The sequence below is a fragment of the Phycisphaerales bacterium AB-hyl4 genome, assembly GCA_041821185.1.
Taxonomy (GTDB): Bacteria; Planctomycetota; Phycisphaerae; order Phycisphaerales; family Phycisphaeraceae; genus Natronomicrosphaera; species Natronomicrosphaera hydrolytica.
Window position 1 is genome coordinate 55,743 of sequence record JBGUBD010000001.1, and the last position, 21,374, is coordinate 77,116.

Genomic DNA, 21,374 nt, shown 5'->3' on the forward strand with positions numbered 1-21,374 from the left:
CCCTGCGTTACGCGTCATCGCCCGAGCGATCGCTGCGCGGCAGCGTGGCGGCGGGGTCGTCTTCGGTGAGGTTGGCTTGGTCTTCAATCGGTTCGAGATGCGCGGTGGCGTTGGCCTGGCCGAGCGCGTGCTGGATGCGTTGCTCGATGCGTGAGGCGAGGTCGTGGCCCTGATGGATGGTCATGTCGCCGTCGACGTGCAGGTGCATGTCGACCCAGTGGAAGCCGCCGGAGAGTCGATGGCGGACCTTGTGGTAGCCGGCGATGTGACCCTGGGCGATTTCTTCGTCGAGGATGCTGGTGATCGTCTGCGTGTCGTGCGGGCTTGCGCGATCCATCAGGCCGTGGAACGACTGCCACAGCAGCCGCCAGCTTGTGAAGAGGATGGCCGCCGCGACAAGGATGGCTGCGACGGAGTCGAGTTGCTGGTGGCCGGTGTAATGCACCAGCAGCAGGCCGACGAACACGCCGATCGTCGATGCGACGTCGGTCATCAGATGCTTGCCATCCGCGACGAGCACCTGGTTGCGATACCGGATGCCGGCCCGCCAGACATACACCGCCAGCGCCCCGTTGAGCACCGCCATGCCACCGAGCAGCCACAAGCCCAGGCCGAGTTGTTGCAACTCGGCGGGGCTGATGAGTCGGCGGACCGCTTCAAAGCCGATCAGCACGCCGGCAACGAGGATCAGCCAGCCTTCGAGCCCGACAGCCATAAACTCGATCTTGCCGTGGCCGTACGGGTGATCGCGGTCGACCGGCCGCGAGCCGTACCAGATGCTGTAGAGCATGATGCCCGCGGCGACAACGTTGATGATCGACTCCAGCGCGTCGCTGAGCACCGCGATGGAGTTGGTGAGAAAAAAGATGCCGAACTTGATGGCGGTAATGGCCAACCCAGCGATAAGCGCAATACGGGCGACGCGCATCGCCTGCTTCGTGTTGCTGGCCGGGTCGGACATGGCGGCACTGTAGCCAGCGGGCGCGGGCACGACAACGCCGAGCGCGCACCGCCCGCCGCCACCGATCCGCTGCGTTTGCATCGATCGCACATTTCGCCATGATCGGCAGCGTTCGGCCATCGCGGCGAAAGGGGTAGAATGTCAGCCGCAACCTTCACATTGGTCACCCTCGGAGTCCGCCATGTCCTGCCCGTCACTGCACCTTGAACGCGAAGCGTTCCCCGCCAGCCGTATGCTGCTCGGCTTTGCCGGCTGGATGGACGGCGGCGACGTGTCCACCGGCACCGCCGAATGGCTCATCGAACAGCACAATCTCGAACCCATCGCCGAGATCATGCCCGACGACTTCTTCCTCCAGAACTTCCCCGGCTCGATGGAAATCACCGCCATGTTCCGCCCGCATGCCGTCGTCGAAGACGGCATGATCAAAAGCTACGAACCGCCAACCAACACCGTCTACTGGTCCCAGGCCCACGACCTGCTCGTGCTCATGGGCAACGAGCCCCACCTGCGCTGGGAGGCGTTCGCCGACTGCTTGTGGGAGGTCGTCAAGCAGGCAGGCGTGCGCGAGATGTACTTCGTCGGCTCCGTCGCGGGCGTCGTCCCCCACACCCGCGACCCGCGCATGCGCTGCACCGTGTCCGACGAATCGCTCAAGCCTCGGCTGGAAAAGCTCGGCGTGCGATTCACCAGCTACGAAGGCCCCGCCAGCTTCGCCACCCACCTCATGCAGGCCGCGCCAGACCACAACGTACAGATGACCAACCTCGTGACCGAAATTCCCGCTTACATCCAGGGGCGAAATCCCAAAGGCATCGAAACCGTGCTGCGCCAGCTCGGCACGCTTACGGATCTGAGCTTCGAGCTTGACGATCTGCGAAGCCTCGGCGATCACTGGGAAAAACGCATCAACGAAGCCATCGCCGAACGGCAGGACCTCGCCGAGCACATCGGCAAACTTGAAGAAGACTACGACCACGAAGTCTTCGACACGCAGATGGGCGACCTGAAAGACTGGCTCGAACAACAGGGCATCCAGGTGGATTGACGGCCACCATGCCCGGCGGGCGTGGGCTTTCGTTACGCGCCATCACGTCGCCTCGTTTAACGGCTGCCCCGCAGGGGGGCACACGTGCACGCCCCGCCACGACCTTCGCACTTCAACACCTCACCGCACCCCAACCTCACGCGCAAAAAAAACGAGCCCACGCGTGGCGCGTCGTGGGCTCGTGGGGTCGGCAACATGACGTTGCCGATGTGTTTCGTGTTACCCATGTTTTAGATGTTCAATGCACCATCCGTCAAGCGTCGATAGGCATCGAGATATTTACTTCGCGTGTTCGCAACAATCTCCTCCGGCAGCTCCGGGCCCGGGGGCTCTTTCTTCCATCGACCGGCATCGACCAGCTCTTGAAGATAATTGCGCACATACTGCTTGTCGAAGCTCGGCTGATCGTGCCCCACTTCATACGAATCAGCCGGCCAGAAGCGCGAACTGTCCGGCGTGAGCACTTCGTCAATCAGAATCGGGCGATCAACCTTGCCATCCAACGGCAAGCCGAACTCGAACTTCGTGTCCGCGAGAATGATGCCGCGCTGCACCGCATAGTCATGCGCCATCTGGTAAATCGTCAACGAAAGCTCGCGAAGCTGCTCCATCAGGTCCTTACCGACCAGATCGCAGGCTTGCTCGAACGTGACGTTCTCATCGTGGCCTTCATCCGCCTTCGTCGACGGCGTGAAGATCGGCTCGGGAAGCTTTTGACATTGCTTCAAACCCTTGGGTAGCGAGATGCCGCAGACCGTGCCCTGCTTCTTGTATTCCTTCCACCCCGAGCCGGCGAGGTAGCCGCGAACGATGCATTCGATCGGGATGACCTTCGCCTTTCGGCCGACCATCACCTGCCCGCGCAGCGTCTGCACGTCGGCATCGCTGAGCCCGTCGACGTCCGCCGGGTCGGTGGAGATCAGGTGATGTTCCAGTTGATCGCCGAGCTTTTCGCCGATCATGTCGAACCAGAACTTGCTCAGTTGCGTGAGCACCTTGCCCTTGTCGGGGATGCCGTTGGGCATGACCACGTCGAAGGCGGAGATGCGGTCGGTCTGGACGATGAGCAGCACATCGTCGCCAGCCGTGGTTTTCGCATCGTAGATGTCGCGTACTTTGCCCTGGCGTCGGCCGGGCAGCGGTAGATCGGTCTGGAGCACGACAGCGTTGGACTCGGGCATGACGGTCGTCTCGTTGCGTTGGGTGATGAATGTAGAAGCTCGGCGCGCGTAGCATCGCGGATTGATGCGACCGTTGCAAGTAGTTGACGGTCAACCGCCACGCCCCCGCCTTTCGACGGGCGATCATTTAGAACTGCCGCAGGAACCGGACGTCGTTCTCGAACAGCCAGCGGATATCGCTGATGCCGTACTTGCGCATCGCGATGCGTTCGATCCCCAGCCCGAACGCGAAGCCGGTCCACTGCTCGGGGTCATAGCCCACCGCTTCGAACACGTTGGGGTCGACCATGCCGCAGCCGCCGATCTCCATCCACTGCCACTCCCCGCCAAGGTTGGTCTTGATGTACAGCTCAGCGGACGGCTCGGTGAACGGGAAGTAGCTCGGCACGAGTCGTACGTCCGCCTCCGGGCCGAAGTAGGCATGCGCGAACTGCAGCAGCGTGGTCTTGAGGTCGACCATGCTCACCTTCTTGTCGACGTACAACCCTTCGATCTGGTGAAACATCGAGTAATGCGTCGCGTCGTGTTCGTCCGGCCGATACACCCGGCCGGTGGAGATAATCCGCACCGGCGGCTTCGTATGCTCCATCACGCGAATCTGCACCGTCGACGTCTGCGACCGCATCAGGTTCGGGTTCGCCTCGTCCGGGTCGGTGATGTAGAAGTTGTCCAGCGGATCGCGAGCCGGGTGCTCCTGCGGAATGTTCAACGCGACGAAGTTGTGATGCTCGTCTTCCAGTTCCGGGCCCGTCGCGACGTCGAACCCCATTCGGCCGAACACGTCGATGAGTTCGTCCACCGTCTGCGTGATGATGTGCTCACGGCCGAGCCCGCCGGCGATCGGCGACAGGCCAGGCTCGGTGACATCAACCCGAGGCTTACGGCTGGAGGTTTGCGGCTTGTCGCCGAGCGTCTGCTTCTTGTCGTTGAACGCCTGCTCGACCTGCTTACGCAGCACGTTGGCCTTCTGCCCGAAGGCGGGCTTGTCCGCTTTGGGCACGTCCTTGAGCTTGCCCATGAGCTGCTTCAGCGCGCCCTTCGAACCGAGGTATTTGATGCGGAACTGCTCCAGCTCGTCAGACGACGAGACGGCGGCAAGGTCGGCATTCACGGACGCTTCAAGCTGGTCGATCTGTTCGAGCATAAGGCATGACAGGATAACGCAAAAATGTCGCCAAGGTTAGCCGCGAAGCGCAGCGGAGCGCGTCGCGTGGGTGTTGTCGTCTTACGAGCGCGCTTCGCGGCTAACGCAACGTGGTGGTTTCGGCCGCGGCGGCGTGTCGTACCACGGTCCCGCATTCGGGGCAGGTGTCGCCGGTGCTGCCCCGCAGGTCGTAGCGGCACTTGGGGCAGGTGTCCATGCCGTCTCCGAGTACGACGCCGATGTGGCGTTGCAGTTCCGCGAGTTGACCATCGCTCAGCGAACTGAGGTCGACGATGATCTGGTCACCGCCGAGATTCATTTCAAGCAATCGATTGTTGATCCTGGCATCGATCAGCACCTGCCATGCGTAGCTCACGACGAAGTGATCACGGGCCCCGAGTTCGACCTGTTCGTCGGTGAAGTGAACGAACATCAGCAGACGCGATCCGCAGCGCGCCACGAGTCGGCGAAGCGATCTGCGCCGCTTACGGTATGCGGCTAACAGCGACACCACGGCGAGAACGCTAAACAGCAAGGAGACTAAAAAAAGGTCTTCACCAGTGACGAACGTCAGCAGAAACAGGCACAAAATCATGCCGCCGACCAGCCCCCACGGCCGAGCCGACGATTGCACAATGTTATAGGGCGTGCGGCCCCGGCGATCCCAGAATGGACCATCGAGCCGAACGTCTTGTTCGATGAGGATGTCCATCGCGTCTCCCCTTGGTCGGGGCCGGCTACTTCATCACCCGGTTCCCAATATCCCGCCGGAAGAACGCGCCGCGGAACTGGATCTTGTCGCACGCGGCGTTGGCTTTCTCCTGCGCTTCCTTGAGCGTTTTGCCCATCGCGGTGACGTTGAGCACGCGCCCGCCGGCGGTGACGAGTTCGCCCTTGACCAGCTTCGTGCCGGCGTGGAACACCTTCACGTCCGGGTCGCTTTCCGCGTCCTCAATACCCGTGATCGGGATGCCCGTCTCATACTTGCCCGGGTAGCCGCCGGAGCACATCACCACGCAGCAGGCGACGCGCTTGTCCCAGTCCAGTTGCACTTCATGAAGCCGACCGCCCTTGGGATCACACGTCGCGGTCATGATCTGGAACAGGTCGCCCTTCAGCCGCATCATCAACGGCTGACATTCCGGGTCGCCGAAGCGCGTGTTGTATTCGAGCACCTTCGGCCCGCCAGCGGTGAGCATCAGCCCGGCATAGAGCACGCCCTGAAACGTGATGCCATCACGACGCATCGCGTCCACCGTAGGCACGAGCACTTCACGCTGGATGAGCGTCATCTGTGCATCGTCGACCAACGGCGTCGGGCAGTACGCGCCCATGCCGCCGGTGTTCGGGCCGGTGTCGCCTTCATTGACCTGCTTGTGGTCTTGCGAGGGGTCGAGCACGTAGATGTTCTTGCCATCGACCAGCGCGAGGATGGAGACTTCCTGGCCGACGAGGCGTTCTTCGATAACGACGGTGTTGCCCGCATCGCCAAACTCGCGCGTTTTCATGCAGCGGTTGACCGCGTCGATCGCCTGCTCCTGGTTATCACAAACGATCGCGCCCTTGCCCTTGGCCAGGCCTGCCGCCTTGACGACGACGGGGGTTTCGTGATTTTCGACGTAGCGGATCGCCGCTTCGTAGTCGGTGAAGATGCGTGCCTCGGCAGTGGGGATGCTCGCCGCTCGCATGAGCTGCTTGGCGAAGGCCTTGTCGCCTTCCAGTCGAGCGCCAGCCTGCACGGGGCCGAAGACGTATCGGCCGTCGCGTTGCAAGCGGTCTGCCAGGCCGTGGGCCAGCGGGTCTTCCGGGCCGATGACGATCAGGCCGACCTTGTTCTGTCGGCAGAAATAGTCGATCGCCTCTGCGTTTTTGGTGTTGACCGGCTCGACGTCGAGTTTGACGTTTTCGCCGATCGCCGCCGTGCCGCCGTTGCCGGGCGCGAAGTAGATTTTGCCCGCGTGTTTGGACTGTTTGAGCTTCCAGCCGAGGGCATGTTCGCGCCCGCCGCTGCCGATGATGAGTACGTTCGTCGCCATAGGCGAGTCAGGGTAGCGAGGGGATTGCCGATTGCCAATTTCGAATGGCTGATTGCTAATCGCTGATCGCTGATTGAGGTCCGATCCAATCAGCAATTAAAAATTAGAAATCAGAAATTCCTTTCCCCGCCGCCTGCATCTGCAACACCTGATCGTCCGCGTGATAGCTGGAACGCACCAGCGGACCGCTTTCCACGTGGCGGAAGCCCTTCGCTTCGCCGACGCGCTTGTACTCGGCGAACTGGTCGGGCGTGACCCAACGGCTGATCGGCAGGTGGTTGCGCGTCGGCTGAAGGTACTGGCCAACCGTGAGAATGTCGCAGGTCTCGTGCACGCCCGGGTAGCTGGCCTGCGGGTAGCTGATCTGCGCAACACGGCTGGCCATGTCGGGCGCCATCGTCGGCCCCGGGTGATGCCAGTGCGGGTTGGAGTGCGTGATATGCGATCCACCTCGCTTGAGCTTGTCCGGCGCGGCGTCCGGCCGAGCCGCGCCCGACACGGCATGCGCAGACTTACCCGGCGCTGGCGGCGAATCAAACCCACGGTTCGGGTTCGGCGGCAGGTGATGGTCCGCCACGTCGGTCGCAGCATTGCTCCGGCCCACGCCCGCGACGCGCGTGCCGGCGACGACGTCGTCCATGAGCTGTTCGATTTCCTCATCCGTCTCGCCGATGCCGACCATGATGCCGGTCTTCACCGTCAGCCCCTGCGCCTTGGCGATGCGAAGCAGCTCGATCGACCGCTCATACTTCGCCTGCGGCCGGACGACGCCGTAGAGTCGCGGGACAGATTCGAGGTTGTGATTCAGAATCTCCGGCCGTTCGTCGAGCACGAGTTGCAACGCATCCCAGTCCCCACAGAAGTCGGGGATGAGCACTTCCACCTGCGTGCCCGGCGACTGCCTGCGAACCTCGCGGATCGTTTCCGCCCAGATCTCGGCACCGCCATCGGGCAACTCGTCGCGATTCACGCTGGTGATGACCAGGTGTTTGAGGCGCATGATGGCGGCGGTTTCGCCCACGCGCCTCGGCTCGTCGGCGTCATACTCCGGCGGCCGACCGGTCTTGATGTGGCAGAAGCCGCATGAGCGGGTGCACACGTCGCCGAGGATCATCAGCGTGGCCGTGCCGCGCTCCCAGCATTCACCGAGGTTGGGACATTTCGCGCTGGAGCAGACGGTGTGCAGGTTGTGCTCATCGAGCATCGCCCGCATGCGCTGAAAGCCCGGGCCGCCGGGCAGCTTCGCACGAAGCCACGAAGGTTTTTTGCGCTTGACAAAATCGCCCGGCGAGCCGGGGGCGTTGTCGAGAATACGATCACTGAGGCTGAGTCTGGTCACAATAAACACAGTCTAGCACGGTTCGCCAGCCAGCACAGCCGCGGCGGACTCACCGGCCCGCGCCGCGCATCTGCTTCAGCAGATACCGCTTCGCCGCCCACACGCCGCCGGTGACGACAAGCTTTCGCAGCACCGACACGCGAGCGACAACCAGCCCCGCGCCCAGCGCCGCACCCGCGGCGACATAGGGGTGATCTCGCAAAAAATCGTTGATTTTATGGGTTGGCTTAGTCAAATCGACTTTCTCCGTGGCTGCAAGCAGCCTGGCTTTGGCCGCAGTGATTTCGTCCAGCAACGGCTCGGCTTTGGGCGGAACGTCGTCAGGCGGCGGCGGTGGGGTCATGCCCGGTTGGTTACTCATGGCTTACTCGCTTTCTTGTCTCGCAACTGCACCGCCGCCAGCGCGCCGCCGGCCGCGAGCAGCAGCATCGCGGCCCCCATCACGGCAAACGTGCCCGCGGGGGTGAGCAACTCGCTGAGCACGAGGAAGATCGCAACGATGAAAAACGCCCCCGCCGTCAGCATCAACGCCAACACCGCCACCATCACCAGCAAGGCCGCGAACAGGCGAAAAATCGCGCGCTTCGCCGCCCGCCCCTCGGCTTCGAGCAGGTCCATCACCCGGACGATGAATTCGCTGATTGCCTTCAAGTCCGGCTCACCTTCGGAAGATCATGCCCGCGACCAGACCGGCCAGAAACGCGCCAAGCACCACATGCAGCGGACGGTCTTGCACATACTGCTGAAACTGCTCCGCGCCGCTGTCCCACTGCTGCCGGGCGTTCTCCCCCGCGGCACGCGCCGAGTCTCGGCCGACGTCCACAATCGTCTGCCCCAACTCGCGCAAATCCTTCTGCACCTTCTTCAGGTCGTCACGCAGCGCGTCCATTTCATTGTTCAGATCATCGCTCGATTTATTCTTCTCAGCCATGCTGCATCTCCCTCACTTCGGTTTGACCGCCGACACATCCAGACTTATCGCCTCGCCGCACAGCAAAGCGACTGGAAGATGTTCTAGGCACGCGATCGCGCAAATTCAACCCTCATCCTACTCCACACCAGCCGACCGCGGGCCGACGAGGGGCCGACGACGTGCCAACTCTGGCAAGTTCGGTATGATAGGGAGCATTGGCGGAACCGGACCGACAATGTTGCGACAACTCCAATGTGGGCATAAACTTTTCTTCTGCCCGCCTGTATCTGTCAGCAGGAAACACGGATATGCACCGATCAGCCATGGCCATGTTGCTCGTCGCCCTCGTCGCGACCCTCGGAGCGTGCACAGAGCAGTCCGTGCCGCGTATCGCCTATAGCGACGACGGCCAATACCTCCGACCCGCCGCCGGGCCCGGGCTGGTCGCCAAAGACACGTCGCCCATCCCCGACGTGCCGCTGCCCATCGGCTTCGTCGGCGTGCCCTCACGCAGCCAGGCGGACTTCGACGGCCAGGTCCGTCACGTCCACCACGTCTACCAGGGCCGCGCCAACACCGCCGAGGTCGTCAACTTCTACCGACGCCAGCTGCCCCGCAAGGACTGGGCCTCGCTCGGCCGCGAGCAGGAAGACGACGGCACCACGGTCATGCGCTTCACCAAAGGGCATGAATCACTGAACATCCGCGTCGGCGTCCGCCACAGCGTGGTCACCGTCATCGTCAACATCGGCCCACGCAACTGACGCTCAACGCGCCTCAATCAAGCGAATTTGCCAGAACCATGGATAGCGAAGAACGCCACGAATTAAAAGAAAACGAACTTGCCGAGTTTTTCTCCAACTTCGGCGAGTGGTGGGAAAAGTACGGCAACATCGTGCTGCTCGTGCTCGTACTCGGCGCCGGCAGCTTCGCCGGCTACCGCCTGTACAACCACTGGACCTACGGCGCTCAGCAGGCCGCCTTCGGCGAGCTTGCCGCCACAAGCAGCGTGCAAGGCTACGCCCTCGTCGCCGAGGAGCATCGTCAGCCGACCGTACGATCGCTGGCGTATCTGCGCGGCGGCGACCTCGCGCTCGACGCGGCGGTCCGTCCGCAGGATGAAGCCGACGAAGATAACGACACCGGCATGGCCGCGATGAGCCGGGACGAAGCGCTCGACCGTGCCCAGGCCATGTACAGCCGTGCACTGGAAACCGCGCGGCAGGCCCCGTTCCGCGTGAACGCCCTGATCGGCCTCGCCCAGGTCGCCGAGACGCGCGACGACTGGGAGCAGGCCGTCACCCACTACCGCGAAGCCGAGCAGCTCGCCACCGACGCCCACCTGCCCGGCCTCGCACGCCAGGCCAACCAGCGGCAGGCCCTGATCGAGCAGCTACGCCAGCCGGTCGTGTTCGCCCCCGAGTCGGCCGCGCCGGAGCTGCCGGACCTCGGCCCGACGGGTAGCTTCCTCGGCGAAGACGGCGAAGAAATCGACTTCGGCGAACTGCTGCCCGGCATCGACGCCGACGAGCAGCCCGCCGACACCGAGCAGCCCGGCCAGCCTGTCGAGCCCGTGCAGCCCGACGACACCGAATAACGCTGCCGGCGTACGCCATGCCCCCCCGCTTCCATAAAAAACGAAACCTTCCCCCGCCGCGCGCGGACAAGGCCACCCTCGCCGCCGGTGTCGACGAGGCCATGGAAGCCGCCGCCGAGCTGACCCACAGCGATCTCGAAGACGAGTCGCCCGACCACCTCCGCTACCGCCTTTCCCGCGACGCGAAGGAGCGGCTCGACAAAAACCTCCAGGCCCACATCCGCCACGCCAGCCGACACCAGATCCAGAAGCTGATCGCGCTCGGCGGCGTCCGCGTCAACGGCAAGTCCGCCAAGCCCTCCACCAAACTCAAGGCCGGCGACATCGTCGACGTCATCGTCCCGCCACGTCCGACCAAAGAGTTCAAGCCCGAGCCGATCCCGCTCGACGTGCTCTACGAAGACGACTCATTCATCGTCGTCAACAAGCAGGCCGGCCTCATCGTCCACCCCGCCCGTGGACAGATGACCGGCACACTCATCAACGGCCTCGCCTACCACTTCCAGCAACAGGCTTCGAATACCCCCTCGACGCCCAAAGTCTCCCACGAAGACGGCTCCGTCGAAGGCCTCTCATCCCTCGGCGTCGACGACGCCCGTCCCGGCATCGTCCACCGCCTCGACCGCAACACCACCGGCGTCATGATCGTCGCCAAGCAGGACGAGCCCCACTGGAAGCTCGCTCGCCAGTTTGAAGACCGCACGAACCTCAAAGCCTACCTCGCCGTCGTGCACGGCTGCCCCGACCCGCCGGGCGGCGCGGTCGAACAGCCCATCGCCAAGCACCCCACCATCCGCGAAGCCATGGCCGTCCGCAACGACTCGACCGCCAAACATGCACTGACGCTCTACCGTGTCCGCGAACGCTACAAGGGCTACTCGCTCGTCGAGCTGGAACTGAAGACCGGCCGAACGCACCAGATCCGCGTCCACCTCTCGTTCCTCGGCCACCCCATCGTCGGCGATATCCTCTACGGCGGCGAACCCATCGGCGACCGCGAACTCGACACGCCCCCCCTGCCCGCCGCCCATCGCGCGATGATGACCTACGCCCGCCCCAAAGCCGAGGGCGACAAACTCGAAGCCGACGCCCTCGCCCGCGATGACATCTACATGACCACCCCCGCGCTGCACGCAGCGCTGCTGGGCATTCGTCATCCGATGCGCAACGATGAAGAAATGATCTTCACCGCGCCGATCCACTCGTCAATGCGCACGCTGATCGACAAGCTCCGCGAGCGCCCCGACGAGGGGCCCGTCGTCACCTCCGGCTACTGGGTCGACCTCGACCGGGCGCTGCCTTAAGCGCGACGACCCGTCACGATGCGCAAGCGCATCGTCAATGATCAAATGTTTAGCCCACGCGCCCACGCGTGAGCGCGTGGGCTAAACGCCGATACGTCGGTCGCCGGCATGCGCAACGGCGGCCCGCTGCCCCAAAACGCACCAGACTCATTTGACGCCCTGAAACGCGAGGCACCCGCCGCCCCGGACCGCCGGGTGCGCAGCAGCGCGACGCGGCGACCCCTCATCGAAGGCGGCGATCGCCGACCTTCTGCGACGGTTTGACGCGGCGGCGGCGCGGCGGCCGGGCGAATGCGGAAGTAGTGAATGGGCAGGACCGCAATCGCCACTCGGCGGCAACGCACCTCGGCCGATGACCGACGGGACCTCCGACCACTCGGCGACCGCGCCGAGCCGACGCCTGCAAGCCGACTCACGCGCTCACTCGCGCGCGGGCCGACTTGCAGCGAGGGGGCTTGCGTGTTGAGCCTACCTGCCCGGGCAACAGCACACCACGATCCCATGATCTTCCGTAACGGGTCGGCCAGCCGACCGTCGCATTGCAGACAACACAAAAAAAGCCCGCGCAGTTTGCGCAGGCTTTGGGGTTGCGTCATGTTGTCGATCGCGATCAGCCGTTAAGCAGGCCGCGCGATTCGAGCAGGTCGAGAATCTTCTGCACTTCTTCTTCCAGCGACAGTTGATCGCTGCGAAGCACGAGTTCCGCGTTTTCCGGCTCTTCGTACGGATCGTCGATGCCGGTGAAGCCCTTGATCTCGCCGGCGCGGGCCTTCTTGTACAGGCCCTTGGGGTCACGCTTCTCGGCTTCTTCCAGCGGGCATTCGACGTAGACCTCAAGGAACGGCAGCTTGGCTTCGTCGTGCTGCTGACGGACGAGGTCGCGGTCAGCGCGGTAAGGGCTGATGAAGCTGTTGATGGCGATGATGCCCGCGTCCGCGAAGAGCTTGGAGACTTCGCCGATGCGACGGATGTTTTCCGTGCGGTCTTCAGCGGAGAAGCCGAGGTTCTTGTTCAGGCCGTGGCGGATGTTGTCGCCGTCGAGCCGGTAGGCATGCTTACCGCGTTCGAGCAGGGCGCGTTCGAGAGCGACCGCGACCGTGGACTTGCCCGAGCCGGAGAGGCCGGTGGTCCAGATGGTGACGCCCTTTTGGCCGAGGGCGGCCTGCCGCTGGTCGCGTGAGATTTCGCCTTCGTGCCAGGTGATGTTCGTTGCTTTCTGTTCAGCCATGATGCGTCTTTCCTGCTCCGTAGGGGGTGAGTTGGGGGACAGACAGGCGATCGTAGCGTATTGACCGCCGGCTGCAATCGGGTGTCTGGTTAGGGCGGCTGGTCAAGTCTCGGGTTCGGCGGCCGTTTGCTGGTTTTCGTTGAGCCTGGCTTCCAGCGGCGGCAGGGCCGGGCTTCGGGGGTTGAGCCGACGCAGGACTTCGATGCGCTGCCGGGCCTCGTCGAACTGGCCGGCCTGGAGATGCCAGTTGGCGGCCTCGGCGGCGGCGATGTCGTCGCTGGGGTCGAGACTGAGCATGTAATCATAGTGCTCCGCCGCCCGCTCCGGCTGGCCGAGCATGACCCAACTGCGGGCCATCCCTTGCGCCACGGCGATCTGCACCTGCTGCTCGGCGGGCAGGTCGCGAAGCACAGCCAGCGCATCCTCCGGCCGATTCGCCCGCCGCAGCAACGCCGACTGCCTGAGCACATACGTCAGCCGCCGCCTGACGTCCGACTCCGGCGCCAGCTCGACCGCCCGGTCGATGTGCTCCAACGCCATGTCCAAGCGATTCTGCCGGGCATATAGGTCGGCCAGGCCCAGGTGGGCCGCGTGTTGCGACGAGTCTCGCCGAAGCGATTCCAGCAGCAGCCGACGTGCCTCGTCGAACCGCTGCTGCTCGGTCAGCGACTGGGCCAACCGGATGCGAAACCGCTCCGAATCAGGCTCAAGATCACTGCCCCGCGAGTAATGCCGTTGCGCCTGAGCGTATTGCCCGGCCTGCATGGCGGAGTCGCCTACAAGAATGCGCAGCTCCGGATCGTCGGGGTTCAACTCGGCGGCGACCTCAAGCTGCTCATAGGCACGCTCGAACCGGCGCTCGACCTGCAACGCCTGAGCGTAGAGTCGGCGGGCCTCGTAATGGTCCGGGTTACGCTGGACGAAGTCGTCCATCTCCGTCAGCAGTCGGCCGGCGTCGGCTCGGCCCTCGACCAGTTGGCCGAAGCGTTGCTCGAAGCCGAGCAGTTCATGCTCGATGGCTTCGTGGTCCGGCTCGGCGTCCGCCGCGCCATCGGCCCCCGGATCGGACCGCTCACACCCGACCGCCAGCAGCAGCATCGCTGCCGGGGCGAGGAGGAAGCTGGCACGTAACCGTTTCCACGGACTGTACGTATTGCGTATCATGGCCGTCAGCGTACCGCAATTGGCGTTCGCTGCAACGTCGCCTGCGGGCTTCCCGCCATGCCGTATGATTCTGCGAGGCGGCGCGGCGTGCCAACTGGCATCGCCGGGCCTGCCGTGATAGAACACGCGTCTGCGTTCGCCTTCCGTAACCAGATTTACCTCACCCCTTGCCTGGAGCGATCCATGCGTTTGAGCCGACTGACTGTTTCCATCTTCGCCCTCGCCTTCGTGCTGGTCGGCATCGCCGGCGTGGTCACGGCGAACAACGCCCTGCGTGCCGACCCGACCGCGATCGCCGTGGTGAACATCGAGCATGCGTTCAACGAGTTGAGAGAGAAAGTCGCCGTCGAGAACGAGATCCGTTCGCGCGGTGAGCAACTCGGCCAGGAAGAACAGCAGCGGCGGCAGCAGATCCGCCAGTTGCGCGAAGACCTCGACGTCCTCGCCGCGGGCACGAGCGCCTATCGCCAGAAGGAAGAAGAGCTCGGCCGGGCCGTCATCGAGTTGCAGACCTGGACGCAGTTCCAGCAGCAACGGCTGGCCCGCGAGCACGTGCTCCAGACCGAACGGCTGTACCGCAAGATGAACGACGCCATCGCCGAGCTTGCCCAGGACGAAGGCTACGACGCCGTGCTGTTCCGCGAAGGTGAGATCAACTTCCAGGCCGAGCAGCCGCAGGAACTCGTCGCCCAGATCCAGATGCGCAAAGTGCTCTACGCCAGCGACAACATCGACATCACGCAGCAGTTGATCCAGCGGATGAACAACGCGTACGAGGCCCAGTGAGCCCGCGTATCGCCCTTGCATTTTGCCCCTGCCCTCGCACCAGGTGAATGGTTTGAAACGGATTTCGCTGCAGGACATTGCCCAGCAGATTGACGGGGAGGTCGTTGGCGACGCGACGCTGGAAATCGACGGCGTGGCGGACCTTGCCTCGGCGCGATCGGGTCAGTTGAGCTTCGTCGGCTCGGACAAATACATCCCGCAATGGCCCGACAGCCAGGCGTCGGCGGCCATCGTGCCAGGCGAGCTTGAGCTTGCGATTGAGCCAGGCGACGGCCGGGCGCTGGTGCGGGTGGCCAATGTGGATCTGGCGATGGCGCGCGTGCTTGAGCTGTTCGCCCCGGCCTGGCCGGAGCCGGGCAAGGGCGTGCACCCCTCGGCCGTGGTCGACCCCTCCGCCGAGTTGGGGGATGACGTGCAGGTCGGCCCGGGCTGCATCATCGGGCCTCGCGTCCGCGTGGGTGCAGGCTCGATCCTCCAGGCCAGCGTCAACCTCATGGCCGACGTGAGCATCGGCGAAAACTGCGTGCTCTGGCCCGGCGTGGTCGTCCGCGAGCGGTGCACCCTGGGCGATCGCTGCATCCTCCACCCCAACGTCAGCATCGGGGCCGACGGCTTCGGCTACCGCCCCTCGGCCGACGGGGGGCACGTGGTCAAAGTCCCGCAGATCGGCACGGTTGAAATCGGCCACGATGTGGAAATCGGCGCCAATAGCTGCGTCGACCGCGGCAAGTTCGCCGCCACCGTCATCGGCGACCACAGCAAGCTGGACAACCTCGTGCAGATCGGGCACAACTGCAAGATCGGCCGATGCGTCATCATGGCCGGCTGCGCCGCCGTCGCCGGCTCGGTCATCATCGGCGACGGCACGGTGCTCGGGGGCATGGTCGCCATCAAGGATCACATCACCATCGGCAAGGGCGTTCGCCTCACCGGCTGTGCCCAGGTGATGAACGACATCCCCGACGGCGAAACGTGGGGCGGCGGGCCGGCGCTGCCCATCCGCGACGCCATCCGCGTCGTCCAAGCCATGCGCCGCCTGCCGGATCTGGTGAAGAAGTTCAAATCCCGCTAGAATCGCCCTGCTAACCGCCGCTTCCCACAACACCCAGAAACACCGCATGGGCAAGGCGGCGCTCACCGGGACGGTACCAATCTGGGGCGGATGATCGTACATGGATGTGCAGCAGACAATTGCCAAACCTGCAACCCTCGAAGGCAGAGGACTGTTCGGCGGACATCCCGCGACGCTGACCTTCCGCCCGGCGCCGACGAACCACGGCGTGGTGTTCGTACGCACCGACATGGGCAAGGCCGAGATCCCCGCACTCGTCCAGTACGTCGTCAAACGCGCCCGCCGAACCGCGCTTAAATGCGGCGAAGCCAGCATCGACACCTGCGAGCACTGCCTCTCCGCCGTCGCCGCCCTGCAGATCGACAACCTGATCATCGAGGTCACCGGCCCGGAAGTGCCCGCCCTCGACGGATCCGCCAAACCATTTTTCGACGCCCTGACCGATGCGGGCATCGAAGCCAGCAGCGAACCCCGCCAACGCCTCATCGTGACCGAGCCGGTCATGGTGCGTCATGAAGACACGATGGTCGCCGCCATGCCTTCCGAGGAGCCGGGGCTGCACCTGGTCTACGAACTCGATTATGGCAATAACGGCCCGATCGGTCGGCAACTCCGCGTGTTCGACTGCCACAACGGCAACTACGCCCACGATATCGCCCCCTCGCGCACCTTCGTGCTCGAACAGGAAGCCAACGTGCTGCGCGAGCGCGGCCTGGGCAAGCACCTCAGCCCCGACGACGTGCTGGTGATCGGCGACAAAGGCCCGCTTGGCACCAACAAGTTCCGCTTCGATGACGAGCCCGTCCGCCACAAGATGCTCGACCTGATCGGCGACCTCTACCTGCTGGGCGCACCGATCCAGGGCCGCATCGTCGCGTACAAGTCCGGCCACGCGCTGAACCACATGCTGGTGCGCAAGCTGATCAAGCAGCACCAGAGCCAGGTCCGCCGTCGACTCTCGCTGCACCGCAACGTGCTCGACATCCGCCGTATCGCCCGCATCCTGCCCCACCGCTACCCGATGCTGCTGGTGGACAGAATTGTTGAAATTGATGGTGACCGGCGGGCGATTGGCATCAAGAATGTCACGATGAACGAGCCATTCTTTCAGGGCCACTACCCCGGTACGCCGATCATGCCCGGGGTGCTTGTGGTCGAAGCGATGGCACAACTCTCGGGCGTGCTGATTGGACAAAAGCTGGAACACACCGGCAAGCTGGCAGTGCTGTTGAGTCTGGACCGTGTGAAGTTGCGTCGTCCGGTCACGCCGGGCGACCAGATCGTAATGGAAGCCGAGGCGGTGCGTGTGCGAAGTCGTATCGCGCACATGCGCTGCCGGGCATACGTGGCCGAGGAACTTGCAGCCGAGGCCGAGGTGAAGTTCATGCTCGTGGACGATGACCAGGAATGAAAGGCGATTTCGGATTTGGAATTTCGAATTTCGAATTTGCCGCGACCCTCAAACCGTCAGCGAATCAACGGTCAAATTCGAAATCCCAAATCCGAAATTCGAAATACATAGAATGCCCAAAATTCACCCCCTAGCCGTGATCGAGCCGGGCGCGAAGCTCGCGGACGATGTCGAGGTCGGGCCGTTCTGCCACGTCGGGCCGAAGGTCAAGATCGGCGCCGGCACACGGTTGATCTCAAACGTTTCAATCTACGGCCGAACGACCATTGGCAGCCACAACACGCTTTGGCCCCATGTCGTGCTCGGCGGCGATCCGCAAGACCTCAAGTTCAAAGGCGAAGACTCGCAACTGATCATCGGCGATCACAATGACCTGCGCGAAGGTGTCACCATCCACAAAGGCACCGCCGCGGATCACAACATCACACGCGTCGGCGATCACAACCTCATCATGGCCTACGTTCACGTCGGCCACGACTGCGTGCTCGGCTCGCATCTGGTGATCGCCAACGCCGTGCAGCTCGCCGGCCACATCCTCATCGAAGATCACGCCGTCATCGGCGGCGCAACCGCCATCCACCACTGGGTCGCCATCCGCCAGTACGCCTTCGTCGCTGGCATGACACGCATCGTGCAGGACGTCCCGCCGTTCATGATCGTCGAGGGCATGCCTGCCCGCGTGCGAAAAGTAAACACCGTGCTGCTCAAACGCCACCACTTCCCGCAGCCACAGATCAACGCGCTCAAAGAAGCGCACCGCCTGCTGTTCGGCGGCGTCGATGAAGAAAACCATGTGGGCAATATGACCCGCAACCTCGAAACGCTCGAAGCAAAAGTCGGAAACGACTGGGCGTTGCGAGCCCTGCTCGAAGCCGTTCGGGAGTCCACCCGCGGCATCTTCGGCCGACACCGCGAAGCCTTCCGACAAGACAACCGTTACACCAACCCCGTCCGCTGAAATGGTCAACGGCTGCGGCACACGGACGGCAAGGTGGCACGGCGGGACGACCTCGAAACCCGCTCCAACGCCACGCCCCAAATCGCGGCCATCCGAAGCCGCTTCTCAATAAATTCGCGATAGGAATCACACAGCCAACGAAAAAGGGCTTACGTCGATTGACGTAAGCCCTTGTCATTTCAATGCGGCCGAGAGGATTCGAACCTCCACGAGGGTATAAGCCTCACTAGGACCTGAACCTAGCGCGTCTGCCAGTTCCGCCACGGCCGCGACTGGCCCCCCAACCTTAGCGGGGAGCAGAGCAGTTTACGCATTCGTGCCAAACAATCAAGCCGACCCGTCATGCGCGTCAGTCGAACCAGTGCCGCAGAACCGTCGGCGTAATGCCCGCCAGCTCCGGCACGACGCGGTCGGCCTGGCGCAGCGACTCGGCCGGGCTGGTCGTGGTCAGCCCCAGCGTCCGCAGGCCCGCCGCATGCGCCGACGCCAACCCGGCTGCCGTGTCTTCGATCGCCAGGCACTCGCGCGGGCTCAGCAGCAGCTCAGGGTGCGTCTCCGCCAGCCGTTGCACTGCCAGCACGTAGCTTTGCGGTGCGGGCTTGGATCGCTCGACATCGTCCGCCGTGACGATGGTGGTGAACTGGTCCAGCCGACCGAGTTGGCCGAGGATCAGCTCGATGTCGGCCCGGGTCGCACCGCTGGCGATCGCCACCGGCATCGCCGCCGCCGCCGCGTCGAGCAACTCCATCGCGCCGGGAATCGGCTCGATCCCCTTCGCAACCCGCTGCTCGAATGCACGCTGCTTTTCGTCCATCAACTCGCGCAATGGCTCGTCCACCTCCGTCTCGCTGACCGTCTGCCCCGCCTTGGCGAGGATCGTCCGCATCGCGTCGCGATCGTCGAAGCCGATCAGGTCGTTGAGGTATTCCCGGTAATCGAACGTTACGCCCAACGGCTTGGCCACCGCGAGCATCGCCTCGTAATGCAACGGCTCGGAGTCGACCAGCACACCATCAAAATCAAAAACAATGGCTTTCAACATGCCCGCCATTCTAAACAGAACTCGCCTGCATAACACAGAAGCCCACGGCGTAACGCCGTGGGCTTCGTGTGATTCGTCATTCAATTGCCAAACGCTCAAGAAGCGCTTCTGTCGCCTCACGCGACCGCGACGAGCTCGATCTCAAACGACAGGTCCTTGCCCGCGAGCGGGTGGTTCGCATCGATCGTGATGTTCTGCTCGGACACGTCGGTCACGCGGACGGGGATGGGCTGGCCGTTGGGCTGCTGCATCTGCAACTGCTGGCCGACTTCCGGATCGAGGTTCTCAGGCAACTGGCTTCGTTCGACCTGAACGACGGCCTCTTCGTTGCGCTGGCCGTACGCTTTCTCCGCGGGGATGGTGGTGGTGGTCTTTTGCCCCGGTTCGAGGCCTTCGACTGCCTCTTCGAAGCCGGGGATGATCTGGCCTTCGCCGAGCGTGAACTCAATCGGTTCGCGTTCGACGGACGTGTCAAACACCGTACCGTCATCGAGTTTGCCGGTGTAATGCACCTTGACGGTGTCGCCTTGCTTGACCTGTGCCATGATTCTGGCCTTTCCTGGTAGTCACGATTGCTCCAGCCGCTCCGCACAAATGCGAGCGACACGATCTGCATTGTAGCGCAATGCCGTTGCTGCGCCGATCTTTTCTCGACACGACATGCGCTTCAACGAAAAACCCCCGACCGCGCGAGCGACCGGGGGCCTGATTTTCATCATGAGGCTGTGGTACAGCCGGGGTTGCTTACCAGCGATCGCGGCCACCGCCGCCACCGCCACCGTAGCCACCACCGCCGCCGCCACCACCGCGACGGCCACCGCCGCCGCCGCCACCGTAACCGCCACCACCGCCGCCACCACGCGGCTCGCGCGGACGGGCTTCGTTGACGGTCAGCGTGCGACCTTCAAATTCCTGGCCGTTGAGGGCCTCGATGGCCTCCTTGGCTTCACTGTCATTGGCCATGGTCACGAAGGCGAAACCGCGCGGCCGACCGGTGTCCCGGTCGGTGATCACAGCCACCTCGTCAACCTGTCCGTAATTGGTGAAAAGCCCCTCGAGGGACTCCTGCGTCGTCTGAAACGACATGTTGCCAACATAAATCTTCATCGCGAAACTCCAGACTTAGTGACCGTCGGAAGCTTCGCCTCGAATCTTGTAATCTTCACGAGTGGAACCTGCGGCGAGTCACGGTTGAGAAACAGCCGGGTCCATTACCCAGCTACGAAAGCCGTCGTTTCGCTGTTCACGAAACGCCGAAATACAGGTCGGCTACCAACACAGGCGCACCGTCCAACGCCCCAAGCATACCCGCAACTGGCGAAAAAGGAAAGTAATTCCCAAAAATCTTTCCAAAGCCAAAAACCCTTCCGCAACCAACAACCTGACATCCGTCCCATTTCGCCGCTCACCGACACGGCCCGGCTACAATACCCCCAACCACCGGGCCATGGAACACCACACGATGCCAGACGCGCCCTCCTTCTGGACCGGAGCACTCCTGATGATGCTGATGAGCTTTGCGGGTTTTTCCTGTGATCACCCCACCGGGCCTACCGGCGGCCTGCCCGAACCGCGAACCAACGCAGCCGAGCCCACCGACGCCGGCCCGCGCGAAGCCGTCTTCGCAGGCGGCTGCTTCTGGTGCGTCGAAGCCGTCTTCCAGCAACTCGCCGGCGTCAGCGAGGTCACCAGCGGATACGCCGGCGGCGACGCCGACTCCGCCAACTACGAACAGGTCGCCTCCGGCATGACCGACCACGCCGAGGTCGTCCGCGTCGTCTACGACCCCAACGTCATCAGCTACGCCGCCCTGCTCCGTGTCTTCTTCGCCACCCACGACCCCACGCAGCTCAACCGCCAGGGACCCGACCACGGCCGACAGTATCGGTCCGCCATCTTCTACAAAGATGAGCATCAACAACGCGCCGCTGCGGACTACATCGCCCAGCTCACCGAAGCGAACGCTTACGACCGCCCCATCGTCACCACGCTCGAACCGCTCGACGCGTTCTACGAGGCTGAGCAATACCATCAGGACTTCGCCGACCGTAACCCGATGCACCCCTACATCCGCCAGTGGGCGCTGCCGAAGGTCGACAAGGTCCAGACAAAATTCCCTGAAAAGCTGCGCGACCCCACGGATTAAATAACCAACGACAAACCCACCCCGAGGCAGAGCCGCTTAAGCTG

Annotated in this window: 23 protein-coding genes and 1 tRNA gene; 9 read left to right on the forward strand and 15 right to left on the reverse strand. The window is 63.6% G+C overall.

Going from position 1 to position 21,374, the window contains the following annotated elements; genetic code table 11:
- Positions 1 to 7: 7 nt before the first annotated feature.
- A complete protein-coding gene (locus tag ACERK3_00210; GenBank protein MFA9476703.1) occupies positions 8 to 1,042 on the reverse strand; it encodes a cation diffusion facilitator family transporter in 1,035 nt (344 codons plus the stop codon).
- 100 nt (positions 1,043 to 1,142) lie between these two features.
- Between ACERK3_00210 and ACERK3_00215 the strand changes: the two genes are divergently transcribed.
- The gene (locus ACERK3_00215; protein MFA9476704.1) at positions 1,143 to 2,009 is read left to right on the forward strand and encodes a proteasome assembly chaperone family protein; all 867 of its coding nucleotides are present in this window, start codon (positions 1,143 to 1,145) and stop codon (positions 2,007 to 2,009) included.
- A 230-nt stretch (positions 2,010 to 2,239) separates the two neighbouring features.
- On the opposite strand, the gene ACERK3_00220 is transcribed toward ACERK3_00215, so the two are convergent.
- From ACERK3_00220 to ACERK3_00255, 8 genes are all read right to left on the reverse strand, one after another.
- Positions 2,240 to 3,190 (reverse strand): phosphoribosylaminoimidazolesuccinocarboxamide synthase, encoded by a 951-nt coding sequence (locus tag ACERK3_00220; GenBank protein MFA9476705.1) that lies wholly within the window; start codon positions 3,188 to 3,190, stop codon positions 2,240 to 2,242.
- A 127-nt stretch (positions 3,191 to 3,317) separates the two neighbouring features.
- Entirely contained in the window at positions 3,318 to 4,334 is a 1,017-nt protein-coding gene (pheS, locus tag ACERK3_00225) for a phenylalanine--tRNA ligase subunit alpha (GenBank protein ID MFA9476706.1), read from the reverse strand.
- Positions 4,335 to 4,434: 100 nt separating this feature from the next.
- On the reverse strand, positions 4,435 to 5,046 hold the full coding sequence (locus ACERK3_00230) for a hypothetical protein (GenBank protein MFA9476707.1): 612 nt from the start codon (positions 5,044 to 5,046) through the stop codon (positions 4,435 to 4,437).
- A gap of 25 nt (positions 5,047 to 5,071) precedes the next feature.
- Positions 5,072 to 6,370: a phosphoribosylamine--glycine ligase gene (gene purD / locus ACERK3_00235; GenBank protein MFA9476708.1), complete on the reverse strand. Its 1,299-nt coding sequence runs from the start codon at positions 6,368 to 6,370 to the stop codon at positions 5,072 to 5,074.
- A 103-nt stretch (positions 6,371 to 6,473) separates the two neighbouring features.
- Positions 6,474 to 7,709: a lipoyl synthase gene (locus ACERK3_00240; GenBank protein ID MFA9476709.1), complete on the reverse strand. Its 1,236-nt coding sequence runs from the start codon at positions 7,707 to 7,709 to the stop codon at positions 6,474 to 6,476.
- Between the two features lie 49 nt (positions 7,710 to 7,758).
- On the reverse strand, positions 7,759 to 8,070 hold the full coding sequence (locus tag ACERK3_00245; protein ID MFA9476710.1) for a hypothetical protein: 312 nt from the start codon (positions 8,068 to 8,070) through the stop codon (positions 7,759 to 7,761).
- Entirely contained in the window at positions 8,067 to 8,360 is a 294-nt protein-coding gene (locus tag ACERK3_00250) for a hypothetical protein (protein MFA9476711.1), read from the reverse strand. Before ACERK3_00250 ends, ACERK3_00245 begins: the two co-directional genes overlap by 4 nt.
- 7 nt (positions 8,361 to 8,367) lie before the next feature.
- A complete protein-coding gene (locus ACERK3_00255) occupies positions 8,368 to 8,640 on the reverse strand; it encodes a YqjD family protein (protein MFA9476712.1) in 273 nt (90 codons plus the stop codon).
- 290 nt (positions 8,641 to 8,930) lie between these two features.
- Between ACERK3_00255 and ACERK3_00260 the strand changes: the two genes are divergently transcribed.
- From ACERK3_00260 to ACERK3_00270, 3 genes are read left to right on the forward strand one after another with little or no spacing between them, the layout of a single operon-like run.
- Positions 8,931 to 9,386 (forward strand): hypothetical protein, encoded by a 456-nt coding sequence (locus ACERK3_00260; GenBank protein ID MFA9476713.1) that lies wholly within the window; start codon positions 8,931 to 8,933, stop codon positions 9,384 to 9,386.
- A 38-nt stretch (positions 9,387 to 9,424) separates the two neighbouring features.
- On the forward strand, positions 9,425 to 10,219 hold the full coding sequence (locus ACERK3_00265) for a hypothetical protein (protein ID MFA9476714.1): 795 nt from the start codon (positions 9,425 to 9,427) through the stop codon (positions 10,217 to 10,219).
- A gap of 17 nt (positions 10,220 to 10,236) precedes the next feature.
- A complete protein-coding gene (locus tag ACERK3_00270) occupies positions 10,237 to 11,523 on the forward strand; it encodes an RluA family pseudouridine synthase (protein MFA9476715.1) in 1,287 nt (428 codons plus the stop codon).
- Positions 11,524 to 12,133: 610 nt separating this feature from the next.
- Here the strand turns inward: ACERK3_00270 and cysC are convergent.
- Together cysC and ACERK3_00280 are read right to left on the reverse strand one after the other, a co-directional pair.
- The gene (gene cysC, locus ACERK3_00275) at positions 12,134 to 12,751 is read right to left on the reverse strand and encodes an adenylyl-sulfate kinase (GenBank protein ID MFA9476716.1); all 618 of its coding nucleotides are present in this window, start codon (positions 12,749 to 12,751) and stop codon (positions 12,134 to 12,136) included.
- A gap of 102 nt (positions 12,752 to 12,853) precedes the next feature.
- The gene (locus tag ACERK3_00280) at positions 12,854 to 13,915 is read right to left on the reverse strand and encodes a tetratricopeptide repeat protein (protein MFA9476717.1); all 1,062 of its coding nucleotides are present in this window, start codon (positions 13,913 to 13,915) and stop codon (positions 12,854 to 12,856) included.
- A gap of 57 nt (positions 13,916 to 13,972) precedes the next feature.
- Here ACERK3_00280 and ACERK3_00285 point away from each other — a divergent pair, with 57 nt between their 5' ends.
- The 4 genes from ACERK3_00285 (at position 13,973) to lpxA (ending at position 18,142) form a co-directional block, all read left to right on the forward strand.
- Positions 13,973 to 14,701 carry an OmpH family outer membrane protein gene (locus ACERK3_00285; protein ID MFA9476718.1) on the forward strand — a complete coding sequence of 243 codons (729 nt, stop codon included), beginning with the start codon at positions 13,973 to 13,975 and terminating at the stop codon, positions 14,699 to 14,701.
- A gap of 52 nt (positions 14,702 to 14,753) precedes the next feature.
- Entirely contained in the window at positions 14,754 to 15,773 is a 1,020-nt protein-coding gene (lpxD, locus tag ACERK3_00290; GenBank protein MFA9476719.1) for a UDP-3-O-(3-hydroxymyristoyl)glucosamine N-acyltransferase, read from the forward strand.
- A 100-nt stretch (positions 15,774 to 15,873) separates the two neighbouring features.
- Positions 15,874 to 17,184, forward strand: coding sequence for a UDP-3-O-acyl-N-acetylglucosamine deacetylase (gene lpxC / locus ACERK3_00295; GenBank protein MFA9476720.1), 1,311 nt, complete (start codon positions 15,874 to 15,876; stop codon positions 17,182 to 17,184).
- Between the two features lie 112 nt (positions 17,185 to 17,296).
- Positions 17,297 to 18,142, forward strand: a complete 846-nt coding sequence (lpxA, locus tag ACERK3_00300) for an acyl-ACP--UDP-N-acetylglucosamine O-acyltransferase (protein MFA9476721.1) — start codon at positions 17,297 to 17,299, stop codon at positions 18,140 to 18,142.
- Positions 18,143 to 18,325: 183 nt separating this feature from the next.
- Here the strand turns inward: lpxA and ACERK3_00305 are convergent.
- The 4 genes from ACERK3_00305 to ACERK3_00320 form a co-directional block, all read right to left on the reverse strand.
- Positions 18,326 to 18,412: transfer RNA gene (locus tag ACERK3_00305), tRNA-Leu, on the reverse strand.
- Between the two features lie 79 nt (positions 18,413 to 18,491).
- The gene (locus ACERK3_00310; protein MFA9476722.1) at positions 18,492 to 19,184 is read right to left on the reverse strand and encodes an HAD family hydrolase; all 693 of its coding nucleotides are present in this window, start codon (positions 19,182 to 19,184) and stop codon (positions 18,492 to 18,494) included.
- 116 nt (positions 19,185 to 19,300) lie between these two features.
- Positions 19,301 to 19,729 (reverse strand): peptidylprolyl isomerase, encoded by a 429-nt coding sequence (locus ACERK3_00315; protein ID MFA9476723.1) that lies wholly within the window; start codon positions 19,727 to 19,729, stop codon positions 19,301 to 19,303.
- 199 nt (positions 19,730 to 19,928) lie between these two features.
- On the reverse strand, positions 19,929 to 20,291 hold the full coding sequence (locus ACERK3_00320) for an RNA recognition motif domain-containing protein (GenBank protein ID MFA9476724.1): 363 nt from the start codon (positions 20,289 to 20,291) through the stop codon (positions 19,929 to 19,931).
- Positions 20,292 to 20,646: 355 nt separating this feature from the next.
- Here ACERK3_00320 and msrA point away from each other — a divergent pair, with 355 nt between their 5' ends.
- Positions 20,647 to 21,330 carry a peptide-methionine (S)-S-oxide reductase MsrA gene (gene msrA / locus ACERK3_00325; GenBank protein ID MFA9476725.1) on the forward strand — a complete coding sequence of 228 codons (684 nt, stop codon included), beginning with the start codon at positions 20,647 to 20,649 and terminating at the stop codon, positions 21,328 to 21,330.
- The last annotated feature ends 44 nt before the right edge of the window (positions 21,331 to 21,374 follow it).